The sequence below is a fragment of the Phnomibacter ginsenosidimutans genome, assembly GCF_009740285.1.
In the GTDB taxonomy this organism is placed as follows: Bacteria; Bacteroidota; Bacteroidia; order Chitinophagales; family Chitinophagaceae; genus Phnomibacter; species Phnomibacter ginsenosidimutans.
Genome location: NZ_CP046566.1, coordinates 2,738,916 through 2,765,691 on the forward strand (window position 1 = coordinate 2,738,916; position 26,776 = coordinate 2,765,691).

A 26,776-nucleotide genomic window follows, 5' to 3' on the forward strand; every position below is an offset into this window, starting at 1 on the left:
CGTAAAACCACGCAGCGGTTGCATAACTGGCTTTCGTTATTTTTAGTGCATGCTAGTAAAAACCTATGGCAGCGCTGTAATGGGTGTACACGCCGTTACCATTGTGCTCGAAGTGGATGTGAACAATCAGGGTAACCCCGGCTCTATTATTGTGGGCCTGCCCGACAATGCCGTAAAAGAAAGCATGCAGCGGGTGGAAAGCGCCATTAAAAGCAACGGGTACAAAATGCCCCGCACCCGTGTGGTGGTAAATATGGCACCGGCCGATATCCGCAAGAGTGGCACCGCTTTCGATTTACCCATGGCCATTGGTTTGCTGGGCGCAACGGAACAGTTGCAAAACAGCGATGCTTTCAAAGATTACATCATTATGGGCGAACTGAGTTTGGATGGTGAAGTACGTCCCATCAAAGGTGCTTTGCCCATGGCCATACAAGCCAGAAAAGAAGGTTACAAAGGTTTGATTGTGCCCAAACAAAATGCCCGTGAAGCCGCCATCGTCAACAATGTGGAAGTGTATGGTGTGCAGCACATCAACGAAGTGGTAGACTTACTCGAAGGCGTGAATACCATCCCTGCCACGGTGGTAGATACACGGGATGAATTTTACCATTCGCAATACCATTTCGATGTTGACTTTACCGATGTAAAAGGACAAGAAAACATCAAACGTGCATTGGAGATTGCCGCAGCCGGTGGCCACAATGCCATTCTGATAGGCCCGCCCGGTGCAGGCAAAACGATGCTGGCCAAACGCCTGCCTACCATACTGCCGCCACTCACGTTGCAAGAGGCTTTAGAAACCACAAAGATTCACAGTGTGGCAGGCAAGCTCCCAGAAAATGCAACGCTGATTAGCAAGCGGCCTTTTAGAAGCCCACACCACACGGTGAGTGACGCAGCCTTAGTCGGTGGTGGTGGCAACCCACAGCCCGGTGAAATTTCGCTGGCCCACAATGGCGTGTTGTTTTTGGATGAACTGCCCGAGTTCAAACGCTCGGCCTTGGAAGTGATGCGGCAGCCGATGGAAGAACGAAGGGTGACTATCAGCCGGGCAAAAGTGGCGCTGGATTTTCCGGCTTCATTTATGCTAGTGGCAAGCATGAACCCATGTCCATGCGGCTACTACAACCACCCCGAAAAAGAATGCAGCTGTCCTCCGGGTGCCGTGCAGAAATACCTCAACAAAATCAGTGGCCCACTACTCGACCGCATCGATTTGCATGTAGAAGTAACGCCCGTTCCTTTCAGCGAACTCTCTGCCGCCAGTACTGCAGAAAACAGTGCACAAATACGTGAACGTGTGATGAAGGCGAGAGACATCCAATCGGAACGTTATAAGGAAAACGAAGGCATTTACTGCAATGCTCAAATCAATACCACTTTGCTACACCAGCATTGTACGTTGAACAACATCAGCGCCAACCTGCTGAAGATTGCCATGGAAAAACTGAACCTGAGTGCCCGTGCCTACGACCGGATTTTAAAAGTAAGTCGAACCATAGCCGACCTGGCCGGTAGCGCAGACATTCGGCCCGAGCATGTGGCAGAAGCCATTCAATACCGCAGCTTGGACAGAGAAGGATGGGCGGGGTAAGGCAATTAGCTAATGTGCCAATTTGCTAATGTGCTAATGAGAAGAATATCGTTTACGCAAAAAAGTCCCGACAGATACCTGCCGGGACTTTTTTATTATTTATAGAACTATCGTAATTAGCCAATTTGCACATTGGCACATTTTCAAATTAGAAATTCCTATTGATGTCGAAAGCTTCGAGCTCACGGCTAACGGCGTTCAGGAAAGTGCTTCCCAATGCACCATCAATAATGCGGTGATCATAGCTCATGCTGATGTACATCATGTGGCGGATGGCAATACTGTCGCCTTGTGCGGTTTCTATCACCACCGGACGTTTTTTAATAGCACCTACAGCCATAATTGCTACCTGCGGCTGGTTGATGATAGGCGTACCCATAATGCTGCCAAACGTACCCACATTGGTAAGGGTAAATGTGCCGCCCATGGTATCATCGGGTTTCAGTTTGCCATTGCGGGCTGCATCGGCCAAGCCATTTACCTGCTTGGTAAGACCTACGAGATTCAACTGATCGGCACCTTTAATTACTGGCACAATTAAATTGCCCGTAGGTAAGGCCGTGGCCATACCCAGATTAATGTCTTTTTTGATAATGATTTTATCACCATCCACACTGCTGTTGAGCATGGGATATTTCTTCAGGCTTTTTACAACGGCCTCTATGAAGAGTGGTGTAAAAGTGATTTTAGCTCCTTCCCGTTTTTCAAATTCCTTCTTCACTTTTTCACGCCACAGTACCATGTTCGTTACATCGCATTCGGCAAAGCTGGTAACGTGAGCACTGGTATGTTTGCTATCGGTCATGTGCTTGGCAATCACCTTACGCATCCGATCCATTTCAATGATTTCAACATTGCCACCATAGCTTACCGGCGATGGAGCCGGAGTTGTAGTAGCCACGGCATTGCTTGCAGGAGCCGCCACAGCCGGGGCCTGATATGAAGGCGCTGCAGGTGCAACTGATTTACCTCTGTTTTGCAGGTAAGCCATCATATCTTTTTTGCTCACCCGACCATCCAATCCAGTACCGGGAATGGTTTCCAACTCCGCCATGCTGATGCCTTCTTCCTGTGCAATTTTCAGTACCAAAGGAGAATAAAAACGTGGGCTGCCCGCCTGATGCACTGTTGCCGGCCGCATGTCTTCAGGCATTGTTGTGGGCTGATACGGAATCTCTTCGATGACAGATGGAGCTGGCGTTGGCGCAGCTGCAGGTGCTGCAACAGGAGCAGCAGCGGCTACAGTGCCAGCAGCAGTTTGAATGCGGGCAATCACTGCACCAATCGGCACTACGTCATTTTCTTTATACAGTACTTCGGCCAATACGCCGGCAGCTGTACTGGGTACTTCGCTGTCTACTTTATCGGTGGCTATTTCGAGCACGGGCTCATCTTGAGCAATATTGTCGCCGGGCTTTTTGAGCCACTTTAAAATGGTGGCTTCCATAATGCTTTCGCCCAGTTTCGGCATAACCAAATCAACTACAGACATAACAATCGTTTTTCCTCAAATGATGTAAGAACTCCGCAAAAGTAAGGTAAATGACTGCAAGGGTTTGCGGAGACCTTAATGCGTTGCAGGATACCTATCCGTATAAGTACCTCAAACAATATACTTTTACCACAACATATTGTATTACCAAGGGTGGGCTAACGCTTTTTCACATGTGTCAAGCCCTTTCTTCCGCTACTTTTGTGGCCAAAAATCTTGCCTGATGTCATTTAAAACGATTGCCGTAATTGGCGCCGGCACCATGGGAAATGGTATTGCCCATGTGTTTGCCCAGCATGGATACGATGTGCAACTGATAGATGTGAGTGAAGCTGCCTTGCAAAAAGGATTGGCCACCATTGGCAAAAACCTCGACCGGCAGGTAGCCAAAGGTTTACTTTCCGAGGCCGATAAAACTGCCACCCTTGGCCGCATCGCCACGCATACCAGCATTGCCACTGGTGTAGCCAACGCTGATTTGGTGGTAGAAGCTGCTACAGAAAATACCCACCTCAAGTTGTCCATTTTTAAAGAAATAGATGCTGCTGCACCGGCACATTGCATTTTGGCCAGCAACACATCTTCTATTTCCATTACAAAAATTGCCGCTGCCACCAGCCGCCCTGCCAAAGTCATTGGCATGCACTTTATGAACCCCGTGCCGGTGATGAAACTGGTAGAAATCATCAACGGTTATGCTACGGAAGCAGCTGTAACCTCGCAGATTGTGGAGCTGAGCAAGGCATTGGGTAAAAGTACCTGCTGTGGCCAATGATTACCCTGGCTTTGTGGCCAACCGCATTTTAATGCCGATGATTAACGAAGCCGTTTATACTTTGTACGAAGGCGTGGCTGGCGTAGAATCTATCGACACGATTATGAAGCTGGGCATGGCGCATCCTATGGGGCCGTTGCAACTCGCCGACTTTATTGGCCTCGATGTGTGCCTGAGCATTTTGCAGGTTTTGCACGATGGTTTTGGCCAGCCAAAATATGCCCCTTGTCCGCTGCTGGTAAATATGGTAACCGCCGGTAAGCTGGGTGCCAAATCGGGTGAAGGATTTTATACCTACACCGCCGGTAGCAAAGAGTTGCTGGTGAGTCCGCAGTTCAAATAAGCAAAACGAATGAATATAACTCAGCCGGCTGCATTCCACAGCCGGCTGTTTTTTTCCGTCGTTTCATTTCCAGAAACAATGTTTTCTTTACTGCCTTATGTCTGCCAGTAGTCCATCACATTCTTTACAGCTCAATACCAGTCGCAAGCAAATTTTATCCATTGCGATGCCTATTGCTGCATCCATGCTGGTACCGCAAATCAACTTCGTCACCAACAATATTTTTTGGGTGGCTTGGGCGAATTGCCATTGGCGGTAGCAGGCATTACGGGTGTGTACTACCTCATTTTTGCAGTTGTTGGTCATGGACTCAACAATGGCTTGCAGGCACTCATTTCCCGCAGGGCCGGCGAAAACCGCATTGATGAAATTGGTAAACTTTTTAGTCAGGGCGTATTCATTGCTTTGCTTTTTGCAGCATTGGCCATTGCCATCAACTATAGTATAACGCCCTTGCTGTTACGCTACGCATTAAGTGATCCGCAGAAGTACGACATGGCGGTTTCGTTTTTACAAATACGCATGTGGGGTTTGCCCTTTTTGTACCTGTACCAAATGCGCAACGCCTTGCTGGTAGGTACCAACAACAGTAAGTTTTTGGTGATTGGCACACTGGCAGAAACACTCACCAATATTGTGCTCGATTATGGATTGATTTACGGCAAACTCGGCATGCCTAAAATTGGTTTCAACGGAGCAGCGTATGCTTCTATTATTGCAGAAGCCATGGGGTTGCTGGTAGTGTTTCTCATTATTTATGGCAAAGGCATTGGCAAAAAATTTCAGCTGCACAAACACTGGTATTTCGATGCGACGAACAGCAAACTCATATTGGTACAATAAGCACCATTGATTTTGCAGTTTGGTATCAGCATTGCCAGCTGGGAGTATTTCTACATTTTGATAGAACACTATGGCACCCGTGATTTAGCCATCAGCAATACCATGCGCAATGTGTTTGGCTTGTTTGGCTGTTTTGCATGGGCATTTGCTGCCACCAGCAATACCATGGTGAGCAATATTATTGGTCAGCATAAAAAAGAAGAAGTACTGCCATTGGTGTGGCGCATTACATGGTTGAGCACGGCGTTTGTAGCGGTACCCTGTTTGTTGGTCAATCTTTTTCCGGTGGAGTTTTTATCGGTGTTTGGGCAAGATGAAGCGTTCATTCAGTATGGGTTGCCCGTATTGCGCATCGTTAGTTTAGCGCTGCTCTTCATGTCGTTTGGAACGGTTTGGCTCAATGCCATTACCGGCACAGGCAATACCACCGTTAACCTCGGCATCGAAATCGTCACCCTCATATTGTATGTAGTGTATGTAACGCTGGTGCTGCATGTGTGGAAGTGGCCCATTACCTGGGGTTGGGGCAGCGAATGGATTTACTGGATTGGCACTTTTGTGATGGCCTTTGGGTATATGCTATCGGGGCGATGGAAGAAGAAAGAAATATAGGAGTGGGTTTCGCACAGAGGGCACGGAGGGCTCAGCGTTAATTTTAATTGAATCTGTTTAAATACGGTTTCATCATTTCTATCCGCGTCCTATTGATTCGCAACGAGTAACTTACTGCAATTTCTGCAGCAGCACTGCGCCTTGTGCTTTGGCGGTTACGTCTTCCTGGCGGCGGGTGGGTAGTTTTGAAAGTTGTTCCAACAGGCCGATTGATTTTTCATACTTGCGGTCGTATTCGTAAGCACGGGCCAAATCGAGAAAGTTGAGACAGTAGTAGGGTTCCAGTGTTTTGCATTTTTCCATGTACTGAATGGCCTTTTCAATATCGGCTTCTCCCACTCCACCATAAATTACTTTGAGTGCTGCTTTTTTTACCGCATTCAAATTCAACACCTCCAAATGCCATCGGCCCAGTACATGCCATGCTTTACCCATTTGCGGGTTTAGCTTTACCGCTTTGTCTGCATACAAACGAATGCCTTTTACATAGCCGACTATGTTGTCTGTTTTCTTTTCAACTTCAGTAAGCTTGCCCAACACCACCGCCATCATGTAATTGGCTTCCGCGTTGTTTGAATCGAGTTTCAATGCAGCATCTGCAAACTTTTTTGCCTGCTGGTAAAAAACAGTTTTCTGTTCCGGCGTTTCTTTTCTGCTGCCAATAGAGGCACTGAGTTCAGCGCATTTTACCACGCCTTTAATATTGGATGGCTGTATAAAAATGGCCTGCTTGTATTTTTCAATCGCTTCTTCATCTTTAAGTTTCTGCTCCAGCTTACGGCCTTCTTCCATCAGCGAAGCAGGATCCTGAGCCACTGCTGCAACAGCTGTGATAAGCATGACCAATATTGAAACCAACCGAATGTGCATAGCCTTCATTTTAGAACATAAAGAAACAGGGCAAACAGCTGTTTTGTTGTTAAGGCATCCTCAATATCCTTGGGTTACCAGTTGAAAGAAACCACCACATTGCCTTCCCAACCTTTTACAGGTGGTTTCATTTTGGCAATGCTTACCATGCCCGCTTTCACCTGCGGAAACTGTTGTTGTATTTGTGCAACAATATTGCCCACCACTGTTTCCAGCAATGGCGTAGGAATGTTCATGTGCTGCTGCACAATGGCAAATACCTGCTCATAGTTCAGCGTTTGCTGCAACTCTTTTACAGGAAAAGCCGCTGGCATAAAATGCAGGATTACATCTACCACAAAGTCGTTGCCTAATATCTGCTCTTCTTTATACACGCCGTGATGCGCAAAAACTTCAGTTGCTGTAAGTGAATGGTCATCATAAAAAAATCCCGCACAACAGTTTCAATCGTTGTGCGGGATGCAAAGTAAGGGATGCTTTCGATTAATGGCCGAGAGCACCCAGATAGCGTTCTGCATCGAGGGCTGCCATGCAACCACTGCCTGCTGCCGTTACAGCCTGGCGGTAGTTTTTATCCTGCACATCGCCTGCGGCAAACACGCCTTCAATATTGGTTTTAGACGTACCGGGCACAGTAAGAATGTATCCGGTTTCATCCATATCCAGCCAGCCTTTGAAAATATCGCTGTTGGGCTTGTGACCGATGGCTACGAAGAAAGCACTGATAGGCACTTCCTGCATTTGACCGGTAGCGGTGTTGTTGATGCGAACACCGGTTACTTTTTGGTCGCCCAAAATTTCATCGGTTACGCTGTTCCAATACACCTGAATGTTTTCGGTGTTTTTTACACGGTCCTGCATCACTTTGCTGGCCCGCATGCCATCTTCACCCTTGCGAACAATCATGTGCACCTTGCTGCAAATTTTGCTGAGGTACAACGCTTCTTCGCAAGCTGTATCGCCGGCACCAACTATGGCTACTTCTTTGCCACGGAAAAAGAAACCATCACACACAGCACAGGCGCTTACACCATGGCCATTGAGGCGTTCTTCGCTGGGGATACCCAACCACTTGGCAGAAGCACCGGTAGAGATGATAACCGCATCGGCACTCATCCATTTTTCTTCGTCTATTTCTACTTTAAACGGTCTTTCGCTAAAATCTACTTTGGTTACAATACCATAGCGGATATCGGCTCCCATGCGGGTAGCCTGTTTTTCAAAAATCTGCATCATTTCGGGGCCCTGCACACCATCTGCATAGCCGGGATAGTTTTCTACCTCAGTGGTAATGGTAAGCTGACCACCAGGCTGAATGCCCTGATACAAAACGGGGTTGAGGCCGGCACGGGCGGCATAAATGGCGGCGGTGTAGCCAGCCGGGCCACTGCCAATAATCAGGCAGTGGGCATGTTCTTTTATTTCCATAATCATCCTTGTTTACAATGCTTGAAAAAGGGACAGCAAAGTTGCGTAATGACGCACAAATTAATGTAACAGAAGGCACGTTGGGGACAACTTGCCAGCAGCCTCGTTACTTCGGTATATTGATGCTGGTAATTTGTGATGCATAGCCTGCAAAAATGCCCGTAGCACCTGCGGAAAGGTTGCTCAATACTTTAACCGGCACACCAAAAGGATTGCCCACATTGCTCTGGTTTTGCTCCCAGGTTCTCCAAAAATCGTAGGTGGCTTTGTCGATGTTACTCATCTTCACTTTTACACTTTCGCCTCTTTTAAAAAAGCCGAAAGTTTCAGGATCAAACTCCACATTCCTGTTGAAGCCTCTGAACACCTGAATATCGTAAGTGGTACCATCTACAAACTTATCGTCGAACACTGAGTTGGAGCCGGGTAAAAAAGCTGAATCGTTGACACTGGTAAAATACCGGATGTAATTGCCATACCCTTTGGGGTCTGTAACCCTTGAAAAAACAACCGCCAGCGTGCTGTCTTTATTGCCCGGTGCCTTTTGCCACCAGAGTGAGTCAACTTTTCGGCTGATATCGGGGATGCTGGTGTTGGCAGTGTACAGTTTTCCATCCGCTTCAATTTCCAGCTTGTAGCTGGTATTTAAACGGCCAATCATCAGCTGTGCGGGATTGGTACTGTCCAGACTGTAAAAGTAAAAATTGGCATTGCCTACCTGGCGGCGGTATTCGGTGAGCCGTACACGCCGGCTGCCATCGCTTACAAACACATTGGCATTGCGTACAAATGAGTTGGCAAAGTCCTGTGCAGAGAGCTGCTCAAAAAAAGCCAGCGAACGTGTGAGGACAACCACAGGAGGTTGATTGTTTTCAATGGTGCCTTCCACTACCACTACAGGGTCGAGGTTGGAGGGAATAATATCCACTGCCTTTTCACAGGAAATGAACGTAACTGCAAAAGCAGCCAAAAGAAGTGTGAAGCCACGGGTATGGAAATGAGATAAAAACATGATGGAATAACAAACTTAAGCGGAAAGAGTTTTGCACCGAAAGAGCCACTTGATTGTTCATTCAATTACTGAGCTTAATTATCAATGTTGAAACAATCATATAACAAGCCTTATTAATTCATCTGACTTGGCTGAAACCCTTTGCCAGTCAGCGTTTCAACACTGTTTAGTCTAACATTTTCACTATCAAAGCGTTGAAAAAAGTCTTGGTTCATATCACGAAAAATAATTAACTTTTCATTGGAAAGTGACCCAGATTTTGTGTGCATTCGACGCTAATAACCCTCTATTGTTTCACTATATAACCCCCGCGTATGGAAAAAAATGTACACTTCTCCGAAAATGACACATTGGAAGCCAATGATTGGCGTCCTTATGTGATTCTTGGACTGCTGTCAGCCGTAATAGCACTCGGCCTGCTGTCTATCTAATCAGCTTCAGACCAGCAATATCATAAGGTCTGCGTTGACGGGCAATTGTCTCTCGGTAATCAACATCTGACATTAGTGTGGATCACAAATGTTCATTTGCGGTGCTTCCAGCATCACCTGAATTTCAAACCAGTTGCTTCTTCAACGACACACAACAAAAAAGCAGGATTACATCCTGCTTTTTTGTTTGTATATGTGTTTCGTAGCGTAAGATTACTCTTCGTCGTCGAAGCTCATTACCTGACGGGTAGTAGCCAGTACTTCGTACTCTTCTTTGCTACCTACAATCAGGCCATCAAAGTCACGCAGACCAGTACCGGCAGGAATTGGGTGACCGGTAATCACGTTTTCCTTCAGGCCTAACATATCGTCACGCTTGCCATGGATGGCCGCAGTGCTCAATACCTTGGTTGTTTCCTGGAACGAAGCCGCAGAAATCCAGCTTTGCACACCCAGTGAAGCCTTGGTGATACCGAGCAATACAGGCTTGGCTGTAGCAGGCTTGGCATCACGAACTTCCATGAGCTTTTGGTCGGCCCGGCGAAGGATACTGTTTTCTTCACGCAATTCACGAAGGCTGATGATTTGGCCGGGACGGAACTTGGTGCTGTCGCCGGGTTCAACCACCACTTTCTTATCGTAAATGCGGTCGTTCTCTTCAATGAAGTCGAAGCGATCTTCGAGGTCCTCCTCCAGGAAGCGGGTATCACCGGCATCCATGATTTCTACCTTCTTCATCATCTGACGAACGATTACTTCGATGTGCTTGTCGTTGATTTTTACACCCTGCAAGCGGTATACTTCCTGAATTTCATTTACCACGTATTCCTGTACGGCAAACGGGCCTTTGATAGAAAGAATATCTGCAGGTGAGATAGCGCCTTCAGAAAGCTGGGCACCAGCCTTAATAAAGTCACCATCCTGAGCCAAAATCTGACGTGTCAGCGGTACGAGATATTTTTTAACCGTACCATCTTTAGCTTCTACAATGATTTCGCGGTTACCACGCTTAATGCTACCGAAGGTTACAACACCATCGATTTCACTTACAATGGCAGGGCTGCTTGGGTTACGGGCTTCAAACAGTTCCGTTACACGTGGCAGACCACCGGTGATATCACGCAGTTTGCTGAGGATACGAGGAATTTTAGCCAACACCTGACCACTGCGGATTTCAGCACCTTCATCAACGGCAAGGTGAGAGCCCACAGGCAAGTTATACATTTTCACATCCTTGCCTTCAATTTTGATAGCAGGGATTTTGGTACGATCTTTTGATTCGATCACCACTTTTTCGCGGTGACCTGTTTGGTCATCAGCCTCTTCGCGGAAAGTAACACCTTCCAAAATGCTATCGAATACAACTGTACCGTTGATTTCAGAAATGATAACGTTGTTAAACGGATCCCAGCTACAAATCACATCCCCTTTCTTAATCTTCTGACCGTTTTTCACGTTCAGGATAGAACCGTAAGGAATGTTGTGAGTATTCAGCAGGCGTTCGCCGGTGGTGTCCATCACACGAATTTCACCAGTACGGCCAATTACGTAGGTAGCGTCTTCGCCCTGGTTGTTTTCACCTTTTACAGTACGGATACCGTCGAACTGTATGATACCATCAAACTTGGCATTCAAGGTACTTTCTACTGAAGCAGAACCAGCCACACCACCCACGTGGAAGGTACGGAGGGTCAACTGTGTACCAGGTTCACCAATAGACTGTGCCGCAATAATACCAACCGCATCACCACCTTGAGCGGTGTAGCCGGTTGCCAGGTTTTTACCATAGCACTTCACACACACACCACGCTTGCTTTCGCAAGTAAGTACGCTGCGGATTTCTACTGTATCGATACCGGAGTCTTCAATTTTTTGGGCTATGTCTACGGTGATTTGTTCGCCTGAAGCAATCAGCAATTCATCTGTCAGCGGATGCAACACATCGTGCAGGCTGGTACGACCAGCAATACGGTCGGCCAGTGGTTCGATGATGTCTTCGTTGTCTTTCAACGCAGAAGTAGCAATACCACGGAGGGTGCCGCAATCTTCTTCGGTAATTACCACATCCTGTGCTACGTCTACCAGACGACGGGTGAGGTAACCGGCATCGGCCGTTTTCAGGGCCGTATCCGCCAGACCCTTACGGGCACCGTGGGTAGAGATGAAGTAATCCAATACGTTCAGACCACCTTTGAAGTTTGACAAGATGGGGTTTTCAATGATTTCTGAGCCAGAAGAACCACTCTTACGAGGCTTGGCCATCAAACCACGAATACCAGCCAGCTGCTTGATCTGCTGCTTAGAACCACGGGCACCAGAATCCAACATCATGTATACAGAGTTGAAACCTTGTTTGTCGGTGGCCAACTCACGAATGAGGGTTTCTGTAATGCGTGTATCTACACGGCTCCAGATATCGATGATTTGGTTGTAACGTTCGTTGTTAGTGATGAGACCCATATTATAGTTCTCCCACACTTCTTCCACTTCAGCCTTGGCGTTTTCCAACAGCTCCTGCTTCACATCGGGGATGATGAGGTCGTTGATGCTGAATGACAGACCACCTTTGAAGGCCATGCGGAAACCAAGCTGCTTGATATCATCGAGGAACTTGGCTGTTTTTGGAACGTTGGTAATTTCAACGATGTCGCCAATGATTTCGCGGAGGCTCTTCTTGGTCAGTACAGCGTTTACAAAACCTACTTCCTCAGGTACAAACTGGTTGAAGATTACCCGACCTACTGTTGTGTCGAGCAGTTTCTTTTCCAGCACACCTTCTTTGCTACGCACATTCACCTTCACCTTAATGTTGGCGTGCAGGTCAATGCGTTTTTCGTTGAAGGCGATGATTACTTCTTCGGGGCTGTAGAAGGCCATGCCTTCGCCACGAACCTTTTCAGTTTCGGTGGTCTTTTTACCCTTTGAAATATAGTACAGACCGAGTACCATGTCCTGAGAAGGCAGGGTAATAGGCGTACCGTTTTGTGGGTTCAAAATGTTGTGAGAGCTCAGCATCAGCAACTGGGCTTCCAAAATGGCGGCGTTGCTCAAAGGCACGTGCACGGCCATTTGGTCACCGTCGAAGTCGGCGTTGAAGGCTGAGGTTACCAGCGGGTGCAGTTGAATGGCTTTACCTTCAATCAGCTTGGGCTGGAAGGCCTGGATAGACAAACGGTGCAGTGTTGGGGCACGGTTCAGCATGACAGGGTGGCCTTTCAGAATATTTTCGAGAATGTCCCAAACCACGGCTTCCTTGCGGTCCACCAGTTTACGGGCACTCTTTACTGTTTTTACAATACCACGTTCAATGAGCTTGCGGATAATGAATGGCTTGAAGAGTTCGGCAGCCATATCTTTTGGCAGGCCGCACTCATGCAGCTTCAGTTCGGGGCCAACTACGATTACAGAACGACCAGAGTAGTCAACACGCTTACCGAGCAAGTTTTGACGGAAACGACCCTGCTTACCCTTCAGCACATCGCTGAGTGATTTAAGGGCACGCCCACCTTCAGCTTTTACAGCGTTGCTCTTACGGCTGTTGTCGAACAAGCTGTCGATGGCTTCCTGCAGCATCCGCTTTTCGTTGCGCAGGATTACTTCAGGCGCTTTGATTTCCAACAGGCGCTTCAAGCGGTTGTTACGAATGATAACCCGGCGGTAGAGGTCGTTGAGGTCAGATGATGCAAAACGGCCACCATCTAAAGGCACCAACGGACGCAGTTCTGGTGGAATCACCGGAATGTACTGCATGATCATCCACTCAGGACGGTTGGTGATACGGGTGCTGGCATCGCGGAAAGCTTCAACCACGCTCAAACGCTTGAGGGCGTCGGCACGGCGCTGCTGGCTGGTTTCGTTGGCGGCAGAGTTGCGCAGGTCGAAGCTCAGCTGATCGAGGTCGAGACGGCTCAGCAAATCGCTAACCGCTTCGGCGCCCATTTTGGCGATGAATTTATTGGGATCGTCGTCAGACAAGTATTGGTTGTCTTTTGGCAATGCATCCAGAATATCGAGGTATTCCTCTTCTGTAAGCAAGTCGCCGTAGTTCTGGCCTTTATCGGCACGGATGCCGGGCTGAATTACCACGAAACGTTCGTAATACACGATTGTTTCGAGCTTTTTAGAGCTCATACCCAGCAAGTAACCAATTTTGTTGGGCAGGCTTTTGAAGTACCAGATGTGTACTACAGGCACCACCAGTTTGATGTGGCCCATGCGTTCACGACGTACTTTCTTTTCTGTAACTTCTACACCGCAACGGTCGCACACGATGCCCTTGTAGCGGATACGCTTGTACTTACCGCAGGCACATTCATAGTCCTTTACAGGACCGAAAATGCGTTCGCAGAACAGGCCATCTCTTTCGGGCTTGTAGGTGCGGTAGTTAATGGTTTCGGGCTTCAGCACTTCGCCGTGGCTGCGCTCCAGTATGGAGTCGGGACTGGCCAGGCTAATGGTAATGCTGGTGAAGTTTGACTTGGGTCGATTGTCTTTTTTGATGGCCATATTACAACTGACGTTTTTTTACAACTGTACTGACAATAGAATATCGCCTCCGAATCGGCCTATTGTTAAGGCAGTCGGAAGACGACACAAGTGCTTATAAATCAACGGATTCGTTCTGCAACTTAGATACTCCTGCACAATTGAGCTGGCAAAAGTAAGCGAAGCAGCCCAAAAAACAAGCAGCCGCTGTATTATTATATATAGAAAGCGCCTGCCTGGGTAAAAAAGGGTGGAAAAATGGCGGATTTGACAGCAAAGGTTGCGATGAGATCCAATTTTGCATGATTCGGAAAGGGTTGCATTGTTGGTTAGGCGACCAACAAAGGCGGCAAATCTTTGTGGCGTTTATACCCCCCAAAAAAACAGCCCACTGTGAAGCGGGCTGTGTACAAAAGCAGGCAGTCGTTGTTAATGAGGCAGCTTTGGCCGCAGTACGCCATAGAGGTAAGTACCCGTCATGGCGGCTATCAAATACACAATAAACACAGTTTTGCCACTACCCAGCAATATGAACATGGGGGCCGGACAGGCACCTGCCAAGGCCCAACCCACACCAAATATGAATCCACCAATGAGGTAGCGGTAAATGGTTTTGTTTTTATCGTTGAAGGTGATTTCGTTGCCTTCCACGTTTTTGACATGGCGGCGCTTCACGATTTGTACAATGATGATGCCGGAAACAATGGCGGAGCCAATGATGCCAAACATGTGGAAGCTCTGAAAGCGGAACATTTCATAAATGCGGAACCAGGATACGGCTTCGCTTTTGTACAAAATGAAACCCAGCAGCATGCCTACGAATATGTAACGAGACATTCTCATAACGGTTCGGTTTTAGAGGGGGAACAAAAGGGGTAACACGAAATAGGTAACCAACAAGCCGCCGGCAAAAAAGCCCACCACCGCAATCAGCGATGGTAGTTGCAATGCACTCAAACCACTAATAGCGTGGCCCGAAGTACAGCCACCAGCATAGCGGGAACCAAAGCCCACAAACAAACCACCACCCGCCAGCATGAGCCAACCCTGCCAGGTCAGCAATGCATCCCAGCCCACAAACTCGGGTACCATGGGTACTTTGCCCTGTTCAACTTTCACTCCTATTTCTTGCAGGCTGGCCACCGTAGCATCGCTGATATGGGTAATGTTGCCCTGATCGCCAAGGAAATAATGCGACACCATATAGCCGCCAAATACGGCACCCAATGCCACCAGCAGGTTCCACTCACCTGTTTGCCAGTTGATTTTGAAAAAGTCGTTCATCTTGTCGGCACCATCGGCCGCACACATGAGGCGGAAGTTGTCGGAGATGCCGAATTCGTGACCGAAATACAGCAGGATGAACATCACCAATGCCAGCATTGGGCCTGCTACATACCAGGGCCAGGGTTGAGCTATGAAGTCTCTTACCTGAATGAGAAAATCGAGCATAAAAAGAGGATTTGGTTGGAGAATACAGTGCTGGACATAGCAACAGCCCATGGTCGGCCATTTTCATTTTCAGCTATGTAAAATTACCAAACGCCTGTAGCGGCTCAATGACCAGCATCACGGCCAGTAATGAGTCTCCTCACCTGCCCCGGTGACAAAACACACGGACGCATGCTCACCCAAAATATCATTTTACTTTTCTGCTGAAAGCAATAGGCATTTATTCGCTGATGTTGATTGCGCAGCCAACATCAACGATGCTCCGACTCTTTGTTGGTCAGGCGACCAACAAAGACAGAAATTATTGAATGTAGTTAATAATAAATTCTAGACCGTTTTGCTTCTGAAGACCTTGCAACAGTTTATTAAATAAAATATCACTTTCACTTTTGCAAGAATCATCGACTTTATTTGGGCTCCAAAATTCTGTACCCCAATAAGAACATGGGGTTGCATATTCCATGAAAATCTGTTTATAAGGGCCCTTTATATAATTAATGCAACTATCATTAAAAGTTTGACTGTTTGATAAAAGTGGGGTGTTGGCTAGTAATAAATGTAGAATAGTGGTATCCGGTGTTAAAATTTTTTCACTTACTGTCATATAGCTGTCAATGTATTCTTCTACTCCTATCCATTCGAATCGAAAATTTGTAACAACTAATTCCCATTCATTTCGATTGTTCAGTTTATAACGAACCAAATGCCAGGTTGAATCGACACTAAATATTCCTGGAAGCCATAGTCTGAATTCGAGTGAATCTGTACCTTTAAAAATAGATTTTATTTCGAGTCGATCCTGTAAGTAACCAATTTTCCATTTAATATAATTCGAGTCATCCTTTGCTCCAAAGTATGTTTGAAATTTCTGGCAATTTTTATTAGCATCATCTTTAATGAGCGAACAGCTGACAATTGTGAAAACTAATAGCCAAAAAGATAGCTGTTTCATGTTTTACTTTTTAGAATAGCGGACATGGCAACTTTCACTTTTTTAATTACTCCGCTAAGAGTCTCGCCATTACAGCTGTTATCCCCCGCAACTAATTTACACTCCTGCTTGCTACCCGTTATCGGTGTCAAAGTTAGTTTTCGCTGAAGTAGAATGCGCCAGCAACAGCAAAGATGTTCAGTGCTATGTTGGTCAGGCGACCAACAATGGCAGGAACGTAGATGTTATTTAAAGTTTGAATTAAACTCTTCAATATTAGGAAACTTGTAAAATGGATTCAATTCTTGAAGCTTATCCAAAAAGAACTGTAATTCCTTCCCATCTTCTTTAAAAGTATTCACAAACACCTTATGCTCACAACTTTTTCCATCACCATCTAACATGGAAAATGTGAGATAAGGAAAAGTAAAACCAGGCGCAATAATACTTGAAGTATAAAAGCCATACTTCTGCCAAGTTTTAAGATTCGCCAAATGAATACCCCTAATTGCTGAAGGGGGGAAGTAATATTTTTAAATCTTCTTCTAAAACAAAGCATCCCATTAATTTCAAAATATAATCCTGAAAAATTTAAGGTGAAAAGTGAAATAAAATGAATACTTGCCCAATAGAAGCAAACTACCTTCAAAAACAAATTAAGGGGTAAAATCAAATTAATAGACATAATAAGCAACCCTACCAATATTCTTTGAATTGATTTTCGTATCATATAATTTGTCTTGACAAACTTCATATGCATATAGTATATAGAAATTGTTTTCCGCCTTTACGGGTGTGTCTCTTTTAGTGCCATTGCGGGTGTCCTCCCTAGCAACTACTTTACACTCCTGCTGCTACCCATTATCTGTATCAAAGTTAGTTTTCGCAAAAAAGAATGCACCAGCAACACCAAAGATGCTCAGTGCTATGTTGGTCAGGCGACCAACATAGGCAGCAAACACGTTTACTTTTCTGCTGAGAGCTCAATGAATTTTCTACGAATCACCGTTTCCACCGGTACGCCTTCTATTTTGCTTTCGAGCCAGCTGACGACATCGAGGTAGGCAAAGGCCCTGGCTTCTGAAGCCCGGTTTTCGTAACGTTTCAACTGGCCAAGCAATTTGCTGAGCTTGGGTTTGATTTGTGCCACATTCAATTGCATCGATTCCCGCAAAAACTTGAGCATGGCTTCTTCCACATGGCTCAGGTTGTCCATTTTGGCCATGAAGCGATACACCGATTTGATAAGGTAGGGCAGCAATTCATGATTGCCCAACTCGAAGTGTGCAATCAGGTGCAGCAATCTTGCATAACACTGCGGATCGATACGCAGGTCTACTTTCAGGTGAATAATTTTATTGAGGTAGTCTACCGTTTCGTCATAACGGCCGCTGCCAAAATACAGGCAGGCTATTTTGTAATAAAACACCAATATGCGGTGGCGGTCGATGTACAAGCTATACTCATCCAGCTGCAGCATGATTTCGGGTACCACTTCCAACCCTTCTGTAAAAGTGCCTTCGAGGTAATGCCGGTGAATACGGGAAATGTACAGGTACACAAATGATTGAATCTTATAATTCTCATTCGACTGTACCCAATCGCTGTTGTAAAACTGTTGAAATTGCTCCACTGCCTGGTAAAAGCGGTCTACATTTTTTAAATCGTAGTGGGCACTCAGCAGATTATGCATGCCTTTGATGTACTGGATGGTTTCCACCTTAATCATGGCAGGCTCGGCATGGTACAAATCCACCCAGCGTTGGCTGTACTTATAATACTTCAGGTAGTCTTGTAAAATAAACGACAACCAGGACTGGCTCTGGTAGTAATACAATTTTTCATAAAACCCCTGCAGGCTTTCCGGCTCGGCCGGTGCATGGCTTTTGAAATAATACATCACTGCTTCCTGATCCGACTTGTTGCGGGCATGCCCGTGCTTGATGTACCAGCTGTAGAGTTGCAGGCTCAGGTTGCTCAATCGGTTCACCGATTGTAACCGTTGCTGCACCATATCGCTTTCATCGGCCAGCAGATCGGCCCGCATATCCATACTGCGGGTGATGTACATGGCTTCAATTTTCTTCTCAAAAAAAATGGCCTGCTCCAGATAGGTAAACTGATAGTATTCACGGGCAGTGCTCTTCAGGCGGTCGAGCACATGCAGGCTTTGCAGGTACAAGCCTTTGTTGTACAAAATGCGGGCATGGTCGAGCATTTCATGCAGCTGCATGTCGATGTTTTCTGCATCCTTAATGAGGCGCAAGCTGGTGAGTATGTGGCGGTACAAACTGGCTTTGAGGTTGGAGAGCTGGCTTTTGGCAATGGCCTTGTTTTTTTTCAGCATGCTCACTTCGTCGTACTCCTCCATTTTGTCGAGGGCATCGAAGAGTTGCACCACTTTCAGCTCTGCCGAGGCCGAATTGCGCTGCATGTAGAGCTTAAAATTGCGCTTCTCCCCTTTTCCCAGGCTCTTGACCAACTGAAATAAATCGTCTCGCTGAAGGTTAGGCATTGTAAACTAATTATTATCAAAAGCCTTGCTACACTAAGGTTTGCATCCGGTGCCGGGGCATTGGCCAGTGTAAACAGGACCTTATTTTGGTTTGAATGGTGAGCTTATGACCTGATAATTTAGCAGCGCAGGCTGTTTCTGTTTAAATATCAGGCAAGCAACAACAAACTTAAACAGCCTGCAATTTTTTTACCCGGAAAATTGTGCAACGCATGGCAGATAAGGTTTTTATTTTCGACACGACGCTTCGCGACGGCGAGCAAGTGCCCGGATGTAAACTCAATACAGCAGAGAAAGTAGAACTGGCATTATTACTGGAAGCATTAGGTGTAGACATTATTGAAGCAGGTTTTCCCATTTCCTCTCCCGGCGATTTTGAATCGGTAAAGCAAATTGCTGCCATCATTAAAAACGCCACCGTGTGTGCCCTTAGCCGCTCGGTAGAAAAAGACATAGAATCGGCTGCTGCAGCGCTGAAAGGTGCGCATCGGCCACGCATTCATACAGGTATCGGTACTTCCGATATGCACATCAAGCACAAGTTCAACAGCACCCGTGAAGCCATTTTGGAAAGAGCCGTAGCCGCTACCAAATTTGCCCGCCGCTTTACTGATGATGTAGAATTTTATTGCGAAGATGCCGGCCGCAGCGACAATGCTTATCTGGCACAAGTGGTAGAAGCAGTAATTGCTGCAGGTGCCACCACCGTGAATATTCCTGATACAACCGGCTATTGCCTGCCACATCAATACGGCGAAAAAATTCAATACCTCATCGACCATGTATCGAACGTGGACAAAGCAGTGTTGAGCTGCCATTGCCACAACGATTTGGGACTGGCTACTGCTAACTCTATTGCAGGTGCCATTGCCGGTGCCCGCCAAATTGAATGTACCATCAATGGTTTGGGCGAAAGAGCCGGTAATACTTCGCTGGAAGAAGTAGTGATGGTGCTGCGCCAGCATGCCGACCTCGGATTGTACACCAACGTGAATCCGAAATTGCTCAACAGCATCAGCCAAAAAGTGAGCGATACCATGCGGATGCCCGTGCAGCCAAACAAAGCCATTGTGGGTAGCAATGCCTTCTCGCATTCTTCCGGCATTCACCAGGATGGCTTCCTGAAAAATGCACAGACTTACGAAATCATTGCTCCCGAAGAAGTAGGTGCCGAAGGATCCAAAATTATTCTCACTGCCCGCAGCGGCCGCAGTGCATTGGCGCATCGTTTTCACAAACTGGGGTACCAGTTCGACCGCGACGATGTGGATGCTTTGTACGAAGAATTTTTGCTGGTAGCCGACCGCAAAAAGAAGTGCTGGAAGAAGACCTCCACGAACTGGCCAAAGCCAGAGAAGTTGTTTCCTAAAAAAGAAGATGACACAACCAGCATAATCAGGGGTTCGCTTCAGAAACGATGACCTCCACACCCACTACACTCACCTGCCTGACAGGCAATGAATGGCCAATGATGACCATGCGCAATTGCAACAGACCAGAAAAGTGACGTAAGAAAAGCAAGCCACCAGCATCATTAACCACAGGTATTTATGTTTAAAAAAATTACCAGCATATACGGCGACGGCATTGGCCCGGAAGTAGTGAAGCAAGCCATGAAGGTACTTGACACCATTGCCGAAGTATACAACCATGAATTTGTGTACGAACGTGCTTTGCTGGGTGCAGAAGCAATTGATGCTACGGGTGCAGCATTGCCTACGGAAACAGTAGCCAGTGCCCTCAACTCAGATGCTGTATTGCTGGGTGCTGTGGGCCATCCCCGCTTTGACAACGACCCCAATGCAACGGTGCGACCCGAGCAAGGATTGCTGGGCATTCGCAAAGCATTACAGTTGTACGCCAATGTTCGGCCTGTACAAACTGTTCCTTCTTTACATCATTTATCGCCCATCAAAATCAAAGCCAAAACCGGCGTTGATTTCATCATTTACAGAGAGCTTACCGGCGGCATCTACTTTGGTGACAAGTTTACCAACGAAGATGGCACAGCCGCAACAGATACTTGCCATTACCAACAACACGAAATTGAACGCATTGCCAGGCTAGCTTTTGAAGCGGCTATGCAACGGCATAAAAAACTGACTTTGGTTGATAAAGCCAACGTGCTGGAAACATCCCGCCTGTGGCGCAAAACCATACAGCAAATAGCCGTCCGTTATCCTGAAGTAACGGTGGAATATTTGTTTGTAGACAATGCTGCCATGCAGTTGATTTTGAACCCCGGTCAGTTTGATGTCATCCTTACAGAAAACATGTTTGGCGACATCATCAGCGACGAAGCGAGTGTACTCACGGGATCACTTGGCTTGTTGCCTTCAGCGTCTATCGGCAATAGCACTGCATTGTTTGAACCCGTTCATGGTTCTTACCCGCAAGCTGCCGGCAAAGACATTGCCAACCCCATTGGTGCTATCTTATCAGCTGCCATGATGCTCGATTATTTCGGGTTGCAGCACGAAGCCACTGTGGTTCGCAATGCGGTGCAATGGACACTGGAAAACGGTTTTGTAACAAAAGACATTGACCCCGTGAATTTTTACTTTACCTCTACTGTAGGCGACTTAATCTGCGACTACATACACGGTAAAGCCATAGAGGTGGTAAACAAAAGCAATATTGAGTTGCGCAAGTCTACCATTATCTAACACGCCGCAGTTCTTTTCTATAGCAGAAGGGTATATATTCGCAGCCAACTCCTCAGCAAAACATGTTGAACAGGCTCGCTAATACAACAATTATTATCAGCACCATTCTTGTGGTGATGGTCATTATTGTACCTGTACTGCACGGAGGAGCAAGTTGAATGTAAACCTGATTGTATCACTTTTATAACAGCCCGCTTCTCTGCAAAAGAAGCGGGCTTTTTTTATTGGTTATGGCAACTTATTATAACGACAACACATTCATTTACCACAATGGTAATTTGGTAAAAGCCAAAGATGCCCGTATTGATTTGTACAGTCAGACCATGCACTATGGCTATGGCGTTTTCGAAGGCATTCGTTCGTACAAAACCATCCATGGAACCACGGCTATTTTCAAGCCGGAAGAACACTATGACCGGCTGCGCAAATCGGCACAGGCATTGAATCTGCCGTACAACTGGAGCAATGAAGAATTGATTGATGCTACTTATGCTGTACTGCGTAGAAATGATTTGCAGGACGCCTACATCCGCCCACTCATTTACGGCCCGGCCAATATGAGTTTTAATCCCAACGAAGAAAGCAATATCACCATACAGGCATGGGCCATGCAACCTTTTTTGGGTGATAAATTATTGCGGGTACACATCAGTGAATTTCAGCGGCCCAATCCCAAGGCTTTTCACATGCAGGCCAAGGCTTGCGGCCATTATGTCAACAGTATTTTGGCCAGCCAGGATGCCAAAGCAAAAGGCTATGATGAAGCATTGCTAAAAGACCTGAATGGTAATATTGCCGAAGGACCAGGCGCCAATTTTTTCATGGAAAAAAATGGCCAACTGATTACCCCAGCTGCAGGACATATTCTTACCGGCATTACACGGGCTACCGTACTTCAGCTTTGTGCAGCACTCAACATTGACGTTGAAGAACGACCTATTCATCCTGATGAATTACTGACTGCTGACAGCGCCTTTTTCTGTGGCACTGCTGCTGAAGTCATCGGCATACAACAAATAGACAATACTACCCTGCCCATGCCCTGGGCTGAAAGCCTTGGTGCACAAGTGCAGCAAGCGTACAAAAAGTTGGTAGTAGCACAACCCATTCATACAAAAGCAACCGTGGTTGCATAGCAATAAATAAAGCAGACATGCCAAACGAATTGAATAAATACAGTAAGACGCTTACACAAGATGAAACACAACCAGCGGCACAGGCCATGTACTATGCCATTGGTTTTAAAGAGCAGGATTTTAGCAAAGCACAAGTGGGCATTGCCGCTATGGGCTGGGACGGAAACCCCTGCAATATGCACTTGAATGATCTCGCTTCTTCGGTAAGAGACAATATCAACAAAACAGATGATTTACTTGGTTTGCGTTTTTACACCATTGGTGTGAGTGACGGCATCAGCATGGGTACGGATGGCATGCGCTACAGCCTGGTAAGCCGCGATGTAATTGCCGACAGCATTGAAACAAACGCCGGTGCACAGTACTACGATGCGTTAATATGCATTCCGGGTTGCGATAAAAACATGCCCGGTTCTGTCATGGCCATGGCCCGCCTCAACCGTCCTTCTATCATGTTGTATGGTGGCACCATTGCACACGGTCATTACAAAGGCGAAGACCTCAATATTGTAAGTGCTTTTGAAGCATTGGGCAAAAAAATTGCCGGCCAGTTGGATGAAGGCGATTTCAAAGGCATCATCAAAAATTCTTGTCCTGGTGCCGGTGCTTGTGGTGGTATGTACACCGCCAATACCATGGCCAGTGCCATTGAAGCATTGGGTATGAGTTTGCCTTACTCCTCTTCCAACCCGGCCCTGAGTGAAGACAAGCAAAAAGAATGCGACAGCATGGCTGCAGCTATTAAAGTACTGTTGGAAAAAGACATTAAGCCCAGCGACATCATGACCCGTAAAGCATTTGAAAATGCGATTACAGTGATTATGGTATTGGGTGGAAGTACCAATGCGGTACTACACATGATTGCCATTGCAAAAAGCATTGGCGTGTCATTAACGCAGGACGATTTCCAGGCCATCAGCGATAAAGTGCCAGTACTGGCCGACTTCAAACCGAGTGGTAAGTACCTGATGGAAGATTTGCATAAATACGGTGGCGTTCCTGCCGTCATGAAATACCTGTTGTCGAAGGGTTTGCTGCACGGCGATTGCCTGACTGTAACGGGCAAAACCCTTGCAGAAAACTTAGCCTCTGCTCCCGATTTGAATTTCGAAGAGCAGAAAATCATTATGCCTCTGGAAACACCATTGAAAGCCACCGGTCATTTGCAAATACTGTACGGCAACCTTGCCACTGGTGGTAGTGTGGCCAAAATTTCTGGTAAAGAAGGCGAACGTTTTGAAGGCACAGCCCGTGTATTTGAAGGTGAGAAAGCATTCATTGATGGCATTGCTTCTGGCAAGGTAAAAGCCGGCGATGTCGTCGTCATTCGCTACATCGGCCCCAAGGGCGCACCGGGTATGCCCGAAATGCTGAAACCTACAGGTGCCATTATTGGTGCGGGTTTGGGCAAAAGTGTAGCCCTCATTACCGATGGTCGTTTTAGTGGTGGCACACATGGTTTTGTGGTAGGCCACATCACTCCCGAAGCTTTTGAAGGCGGCAATATTGCACTGGTAAAAGATGATGACATCATTGAAATTGATGCCGTCAACAACAGCATTAACCTCAAAATTTCGGATGAAGAATTAGCACAACGTCGTGCTGCATGGACTGCCCGTCCGCTCAATGTAACAAAAGGTATTTTGTATAAATACGCCAAGCAGGTAAAAAGTGCAGCCGAAGGTTGCGTTACCGACAGCGAATAAAATTTTACGTTATGGAAGTAGCTACAGCTCCCGCCAAAGCCAACACAACTCAGCCAATCATGAATATAACGGGCTCTGAAGTGGTGATTCGTTCACTGCTGGCAGAAGGTGCCAGCACCGTGTTCGGTTATCCCGGTGGTGCCATCATGCCCATTTATGATGCCTTGTACGATTTCAATGATCAACTGCAACACATACTGGTACGCCACGAGCAGGGTGCCATTCATGCAGCACAGGGCTTTGCCCGCACAAGTGGCAAAACCGGTGTGGTATTTGCCACCAGCGGCCCCGGCGCCACCAACCTGGTTACAGGTTTGGCCGATGCCATGATAGACAGCACACCTGTAGTGTGCATTACCGGACAGGTATTTGCGCATTTGCTCGGTACCGATGCCTTTCAGGAAACGGACGTTATCAATATCACCGCTCCTGTTACCAAATGGAATTATCAGGTAACAGATGCCAGCGAAATTTCTGAAGTGATTGCCAAAGCATTTTACATTGCCAGCAGTGGTCGCCCCGGCCCTGTGTTGGTAGACATTACCAAAAATGCACAGGTACAAAAAATAGATTTTGCAGGACATACGCCTTGCAAGCACATTCGCAGCTACCGGCCTAAGCCACAGGTGCGCAGCGAGTTTGTAGAAGCTGCGGCCAAGCTCATCAACGAAGCTGAACGTCCTTACATTTTGTTTGGTCAGGGTGTTATTTTGGGCAATGCCGAAGCAGAGTTTAAAGCCTTTGTAGAAAAGAGCGGCATTCCTGCAGCATGGACGTTGCTCGGTTTGTCTGCTTTGCCTACCGATCATCCATTGAACGTAGGTATGCTGGGCATGCATGGCAATTACGGCCCCAATGTACTCACCAACGAATGCGATGTGCTCATTGCCATCGGCATGCGTTTCGATGATCGTGTTACGGGTCGTTTGGATAAATACGCCAAGCAGGCAAAAATCATTCACCTCGATATTGACCCTGCGGAAATTGACAAGAATGTAAAAGCAACCGTTCCTGTGTGGGGCGATTGTAAAGAAACATTGCCGTTGCTCACCAACCTGGTAGCGCAAAAGCAACACACCGCATGGGTGCAGCGTTTCCGTGATATGATGGAAGATGAAAAGCAAGCGGTAATCAATCACGAATGCGATCCCAGGTCCGGTGAAATGACCATGGGCGAAGTGATAAACCTGCTGAACAAACTCACCAACGGCGATGCCGTGATTGTAACGGATGTGGGCCAACATCAAATGGTAGCTTGCCGTTACGCTACGTTCAATAAATCACGCAGCAATGTTACTTCTGGTGGTTTGGGTACAATGGGCTTTGCACTTCCTGCAGCCATTGGTGCCAAATATGGCGCACCCAACAGACCCGTTGTAGCAGTGATTGGCGATGGTGGTTTTCAAATGACCCTTCAGGAACTGGGTACCATCATGCAGTTTGGCGCCGATGTAAAAATCATCATCCTCAACAACAACTTCCTGGGCATGGTACGCCAGTGGCAGGAGCTGTTTTTGGAAAAACGCTATTCGTTTGTAGACATCACGAGTCCTGACTTTGTGCAAGTGGCCAAGGGTTACTACATCGATGGCCAGCGCATCACCGACCGCAGCAACCTGGAAGCCGGTTTGCAAACCATGCTCAACCACAAAGGCAGCTATCTGCTCGAAGTAATGGTGGCCAAAGAAAACAATGTATTCCCCATGGTACCGCAGGGTTGTGGCGTTGCTGAAATCCGCTTAAAATAACTACACATGAAACAGTCATTTGCACAGGCGTTTATGTACTCCCCCAATAGTGGCAGCGCCAGTATCAAAGAAGAATATACCATCACTGTATATACCGAAAACCATATTGGTTTGCTCACCCGCATCTCCATCATTTTTTCGCGGCGCAAAATCAATATCGAAAGTCTCAACACTTCACCTTCGGAAATTCCCGGCATTCACCGTTTCAATATTGTGATTCATGAAACGGAAGAAGTGGTGAAAAAACTGGTGCGCCAGATAGAAAAGCAGGTAGAAGTATTGAAGGCTTACTACAACACCAACGATGAAATCATTTGGCAGGAAATGGCTTTGTACAAAGTGCCTACCAGTGAAATTGCGGCCAAGGCAAAAGTAGAACGCCTGCTGCGTCAGTATGGTGCCCGTGCTGTAGTAATTCGCAACGATTACACGGTATTTGAAACCACTGGCCACCGCGAAGAAACTGACCAGCTGATTGAAGTGCTGGCACCCTTTGGCCTCATCGAATTTGTACGCAGTGCCAGAGTGGCCATCATTAAAGCCAGCGCCGGCTTCCACGAAAAACTGCGGGAGTTTGAACAGGCCGAACCCGGTGAAGAAGTCATCGAAAACGAATACCTCGACAAACAACAGGAAGTATTCTCCATGTAAAAATCTTTTGCATAAATACGATAACGGTACACTCTACTACTGCTATCTGTTTTATACCAAACCAAGTATCAATACAAACCAAA

Annotated in this window: 21 protein-coding genes and 1 pseudogene; 11 read left to right on the forward strand and 11 right to left on the reverse strand. The window is 46.8% G+C overall.

The window, feature by feature from the left end; all coding sequences use genetic code 11:
- The first annotated feature begins 49 nt into the window (after window positions 1-49).
- A complete protein-coding gene (locus GLV81_RS11875) occupies window positions 50-1,597 on the forward strand; it encodes a YifB family Mg chelatase-like AAA ATPase (protein ID WP_157479056.1) in 1,548 nt (515 codons plus the stop codon).
- 148 nt (window positions 1,598-1,745) lie between these two features.
- On the opposite strand, the gene GLV81_RS11880 is transcribed toward GLV81_RS11875, so the two are convergent.
- On the reverse strand, window positions 1,746-3,089 hold the full coding sequence (locus tag GLV81_RS11880) for a dihydrolipoamide acetyltransferase family protein (protein ID WP_157479057.1): 1,344 nt from the start codon (window positions 3,087-3,089) through the stop codon (window positions 1,746-1,748).
- 223 nt (window positions 3,090-3,312) lie between these two features.
- Here GLV81_RS11880 and GLV81_RS20405 point away from each other — a divergent pair, with 223 nt between their 5' ends.
- The 4 genes from GLV81_RS20405 (at window position 3,313) to GLV81_RS11895 (ending at window position 5,662) form a co-directional block, all read left to right on the forward strand.
- Window positions 3,313-3,864, forward strand: coding sequence for a 3-hydroxyacyl-CoA dehydrogenase NAD-binding domain-containing protein (locus tag GLV81_RS20405; protein ID WP_246185962.1), 552 nt, complete (start codon window positions 3,313-3,315; stop codon window positions 3,862-3,864).
- Window positions 3,854-4,207, forward strand: a complete 354-nt coding sequence (locus GLV81_RS20410; protein ID WP_246185963.1) for a 3-hydroxyacyl-CoA dehydrogenase family protein — start codon at window positions 3,854-3,856, stop codon at window positions 4,205-4,207. Before GLV81_RS20405 ends, GLV81_RS20410 begins: the two co-directional genes overlap by 11 nt.
- 225 nt (window positions 4,208-4,432) lie before the next feature.
- The gene (locus GLV81_RS11890; protein WP_197428265.1) at window positions 4,433-5,050 is read left to right on the forward strand and encodes an MATE family efflux transporter; all 618 of its coding nucleotides are present in this window, start codon (window positions 4,433-4,435) and stop codon (window positions 5,048-5,050) included.
- A gap of 6 nt (window positions 5,051-5,056) precedes the next feature.
- Window positions 5,057-5,662 (forward strand): MATE family efflux transporter, encoded by a 606-nt coding sequence (locus GLV81_RS11895; RefSeq protein WP_157479059.1) that lies wholly within the window; start codon window positions 5,057-5,059, stop codon window positions 5,660-5,662.
- 111 nt (window positions 5,663-5,773) lie between these two features.
- Here the strand turns inward: GLV81_RS11895 and GLV81_RS11900 are convergent, their stop codons facing one another.
- The 10 genes and pseudogenes from GLV81_RS11900 to GLV81_RS11945 form a co-directional block, all read right to left on the reverse strand.
- Window positions 5,774-6,502, reverse strand: a complete 729-nt coding sequence (locus GLV81_RS11900) for a tetratricopeptide repeat protein (RefSeq protein WP_157479060.1) — start codon at window positions 6,500-6,502, stop codon at window positions 5,774-5,776.
- 104 nt (window positions 6,503-6,606) lie between these two features.
- Window positions 6,607-6,927 (reverse strand): annotated as a pseudogene (folB, locus tag GLV81_RS11905) (dihydroneopterin aldolase); the annotation flags it as partial.
- 88 nt (window positions 6,928-7,015) lie between these two features.
- Entirely contained in the window at window positions 7,016-7,960 is a 945-nt protein-coding gene (gene trxB / locus GLV81_RS11910) for a thioredoxin-disulfide reductase (protein ID WP_416438664.1), read from the reverse strand.
- A 106-nt stretch (window positions 7,961-8,066) separates the two neighbouring features.
- On the reverse strand, window positions 8,067-8,972 hold the full coding sequence (locus GLV81_RS11915) for a DUF4249 domain-containing protein (protein WP_157479063.1): 906 nt from the start codon (window positions 8,970-8,972) through the stop codon (window positions 8,067-8,069).
- Window positions 8,973-9,616: 644 nt separating this feature from the next.
- Window positions 9,617-13,909 carry a DNA-directed RNA polymerase subunit beta' gene (gene rpoC, locus GLV81_RS11920; RefSeq protein ID WP_157479064.1) on the reverse strand — a complete coding sequence of 1,431 codons (4,293 nt, stop codon included), beginning with the start codon at window positions 13,907-13,909 and terminating at the stop codon, window positions 9,617-9,619.
- A 408-nt stretch (window positions 13,910-14,317) separates the two neighbouring features.
- Window positions 14,318-14,731, reverse strand: a complete 414-nt coding sequence (locus GLV81_RS11925; RefSeq protein ID WP_157479065.1) for a DUF6691 family protein — start codon at window positions 14,729-14,731, stop codon at window positions 14,318-14,320.
- A 12-nt stretch (window positions 14,732-14,743) separates the two neighbouring features.
- Window positions 14,744-15,340, reverse strand: a complete 597-nt coding sequence (locus GLV81_RS11930; RefSeq protein ID WP_157479066.1) for a YeeE/YedE family protein — start codon at window positions 15,338-15,340, stop codon at window positions 14,744-14,746.
- A gap of 301 nt (window positions 15,341-15,641) precedes the next feature.
- Window positions 15,642-16,292 carry a hypothetical protein gene (locus GLV81_RS11935; protein WP_157479067.1) on the reverse strand — a complete coding sequence of 217 codons (651 nt, stop codon included), beginning with the start codon at window positions 16,290-16,292 and terminating at the stop codon, window positions 15,642-15,644.
- A gap of 224 nt (window positions 16,293-16,516) precedes the next feature.
- Window positions 16,517-16,765, reverse strand: a complete 249-nt coding sequence (locus GLV81_RS11940; RefSeq protein ID WP_157479068.1) for a hypothetical protein — start codon at window positions 16,763-16,765, stop codon at window positions 16,517-16,519.
- Window positions 16,766-17,235: 470 nt separating this feature from the next.
- Window positions 17,236-18,786, reverse strand: coding sequence for a hypothetical protein (locus GLV81_RS11945; protein ID WP_157479069.1), 1,551 nt, complete (start codon window positions 18,784-18,786; stop codon window positions 17,236-17,238).
- 212 nt (window positions 18,787-18,998) lie between these two features.
- Here GLV81_RS11945 and GLV81_RS11950 point away from each other — a divergent pair, with 212 nt between their 5' ends.
- The 6 genes from GLV81_RS11950 to ilvN all read left to right on the forward strand — a co-directional run bounded on the left by GLV81_RS11950 (window position 18,999) and on the right by ilvN (window position 26,693).
- Window positions 18,999-20,207, forward strand: coding sequence for a 2-isopropylmalate synthase (locus GLV81_RS11950; RefSeq protein WP_157479070.1), 1,209 nt, complete (start codon window positions 18,999-19,001; stop codon window positions 20,205-20,207).
- Between the two features lie 129 nt (window positions 20,208-20,336).
- Window positions 20,337-21,452: a 3-isopropylmalate dehydrogenase gene (gene leuB / locus GLV81_RS11955; protein WP_157479071.1), complete on the forward strand. Its 1,116-nt coding sequence runs from the start codon at window positions 20,337-20,339 to the stop codon at window positions 21,450-21,452.
- A gap of 230 nt (window positions 21,453-21,682) precedes the next feature.
- Entirely contained in the window at window positions 21,683-22,588 is a 906-nt protein-coding gene (locus GLV81_RS11960; protein ID WP_157479072.1) for a branched-chain amino acid transaminase, read from the forward strand.
- A 17-nt stretch (window positions 22,589-22,605) separates the two neighbouring features.
- Entirely contained in the window at window positions 22,606-24,294 is a 1,689-nt protein-coding gene (gene ilvD, locus GLV81_RS11965) for a dihydroxy-acid dehydratase (RefSeq protein WP_157479073.1), read from the forward strand.
- 11 nt (window positions 24,295-24,305) lie between these two features.
- The gene (ilvB, locus tag GLV81_RS11970; RefSeq protein ID WP_157479074.1) at window positions 24,306-26,042 is read left to right on the forward strand and encodes a biosynthetic-type acetolactate synthase large subunit; all 1,737 of its coding nucleotides are present in this window, start codon (window positions 24,306-24,308) and stop codon (window positions 26,040-26,042) included.
- A 6-nt stretch (window positions 26,043-26,048) separates the two neighbouring features.
- Complete coding sequence (ilvN, locus tag GLV81_RS11975; RefSeq protein ID WP_246185964.1) at window positions 26,049-26,693, forward strand: acetolactate synthase small subunit; 645 nt, start codon at window positions 26,049-26,051, stop codon at window positions 26,691-26,693.
- Window positions 26,694-26,776: the final 83 nt, after the last annotated feature.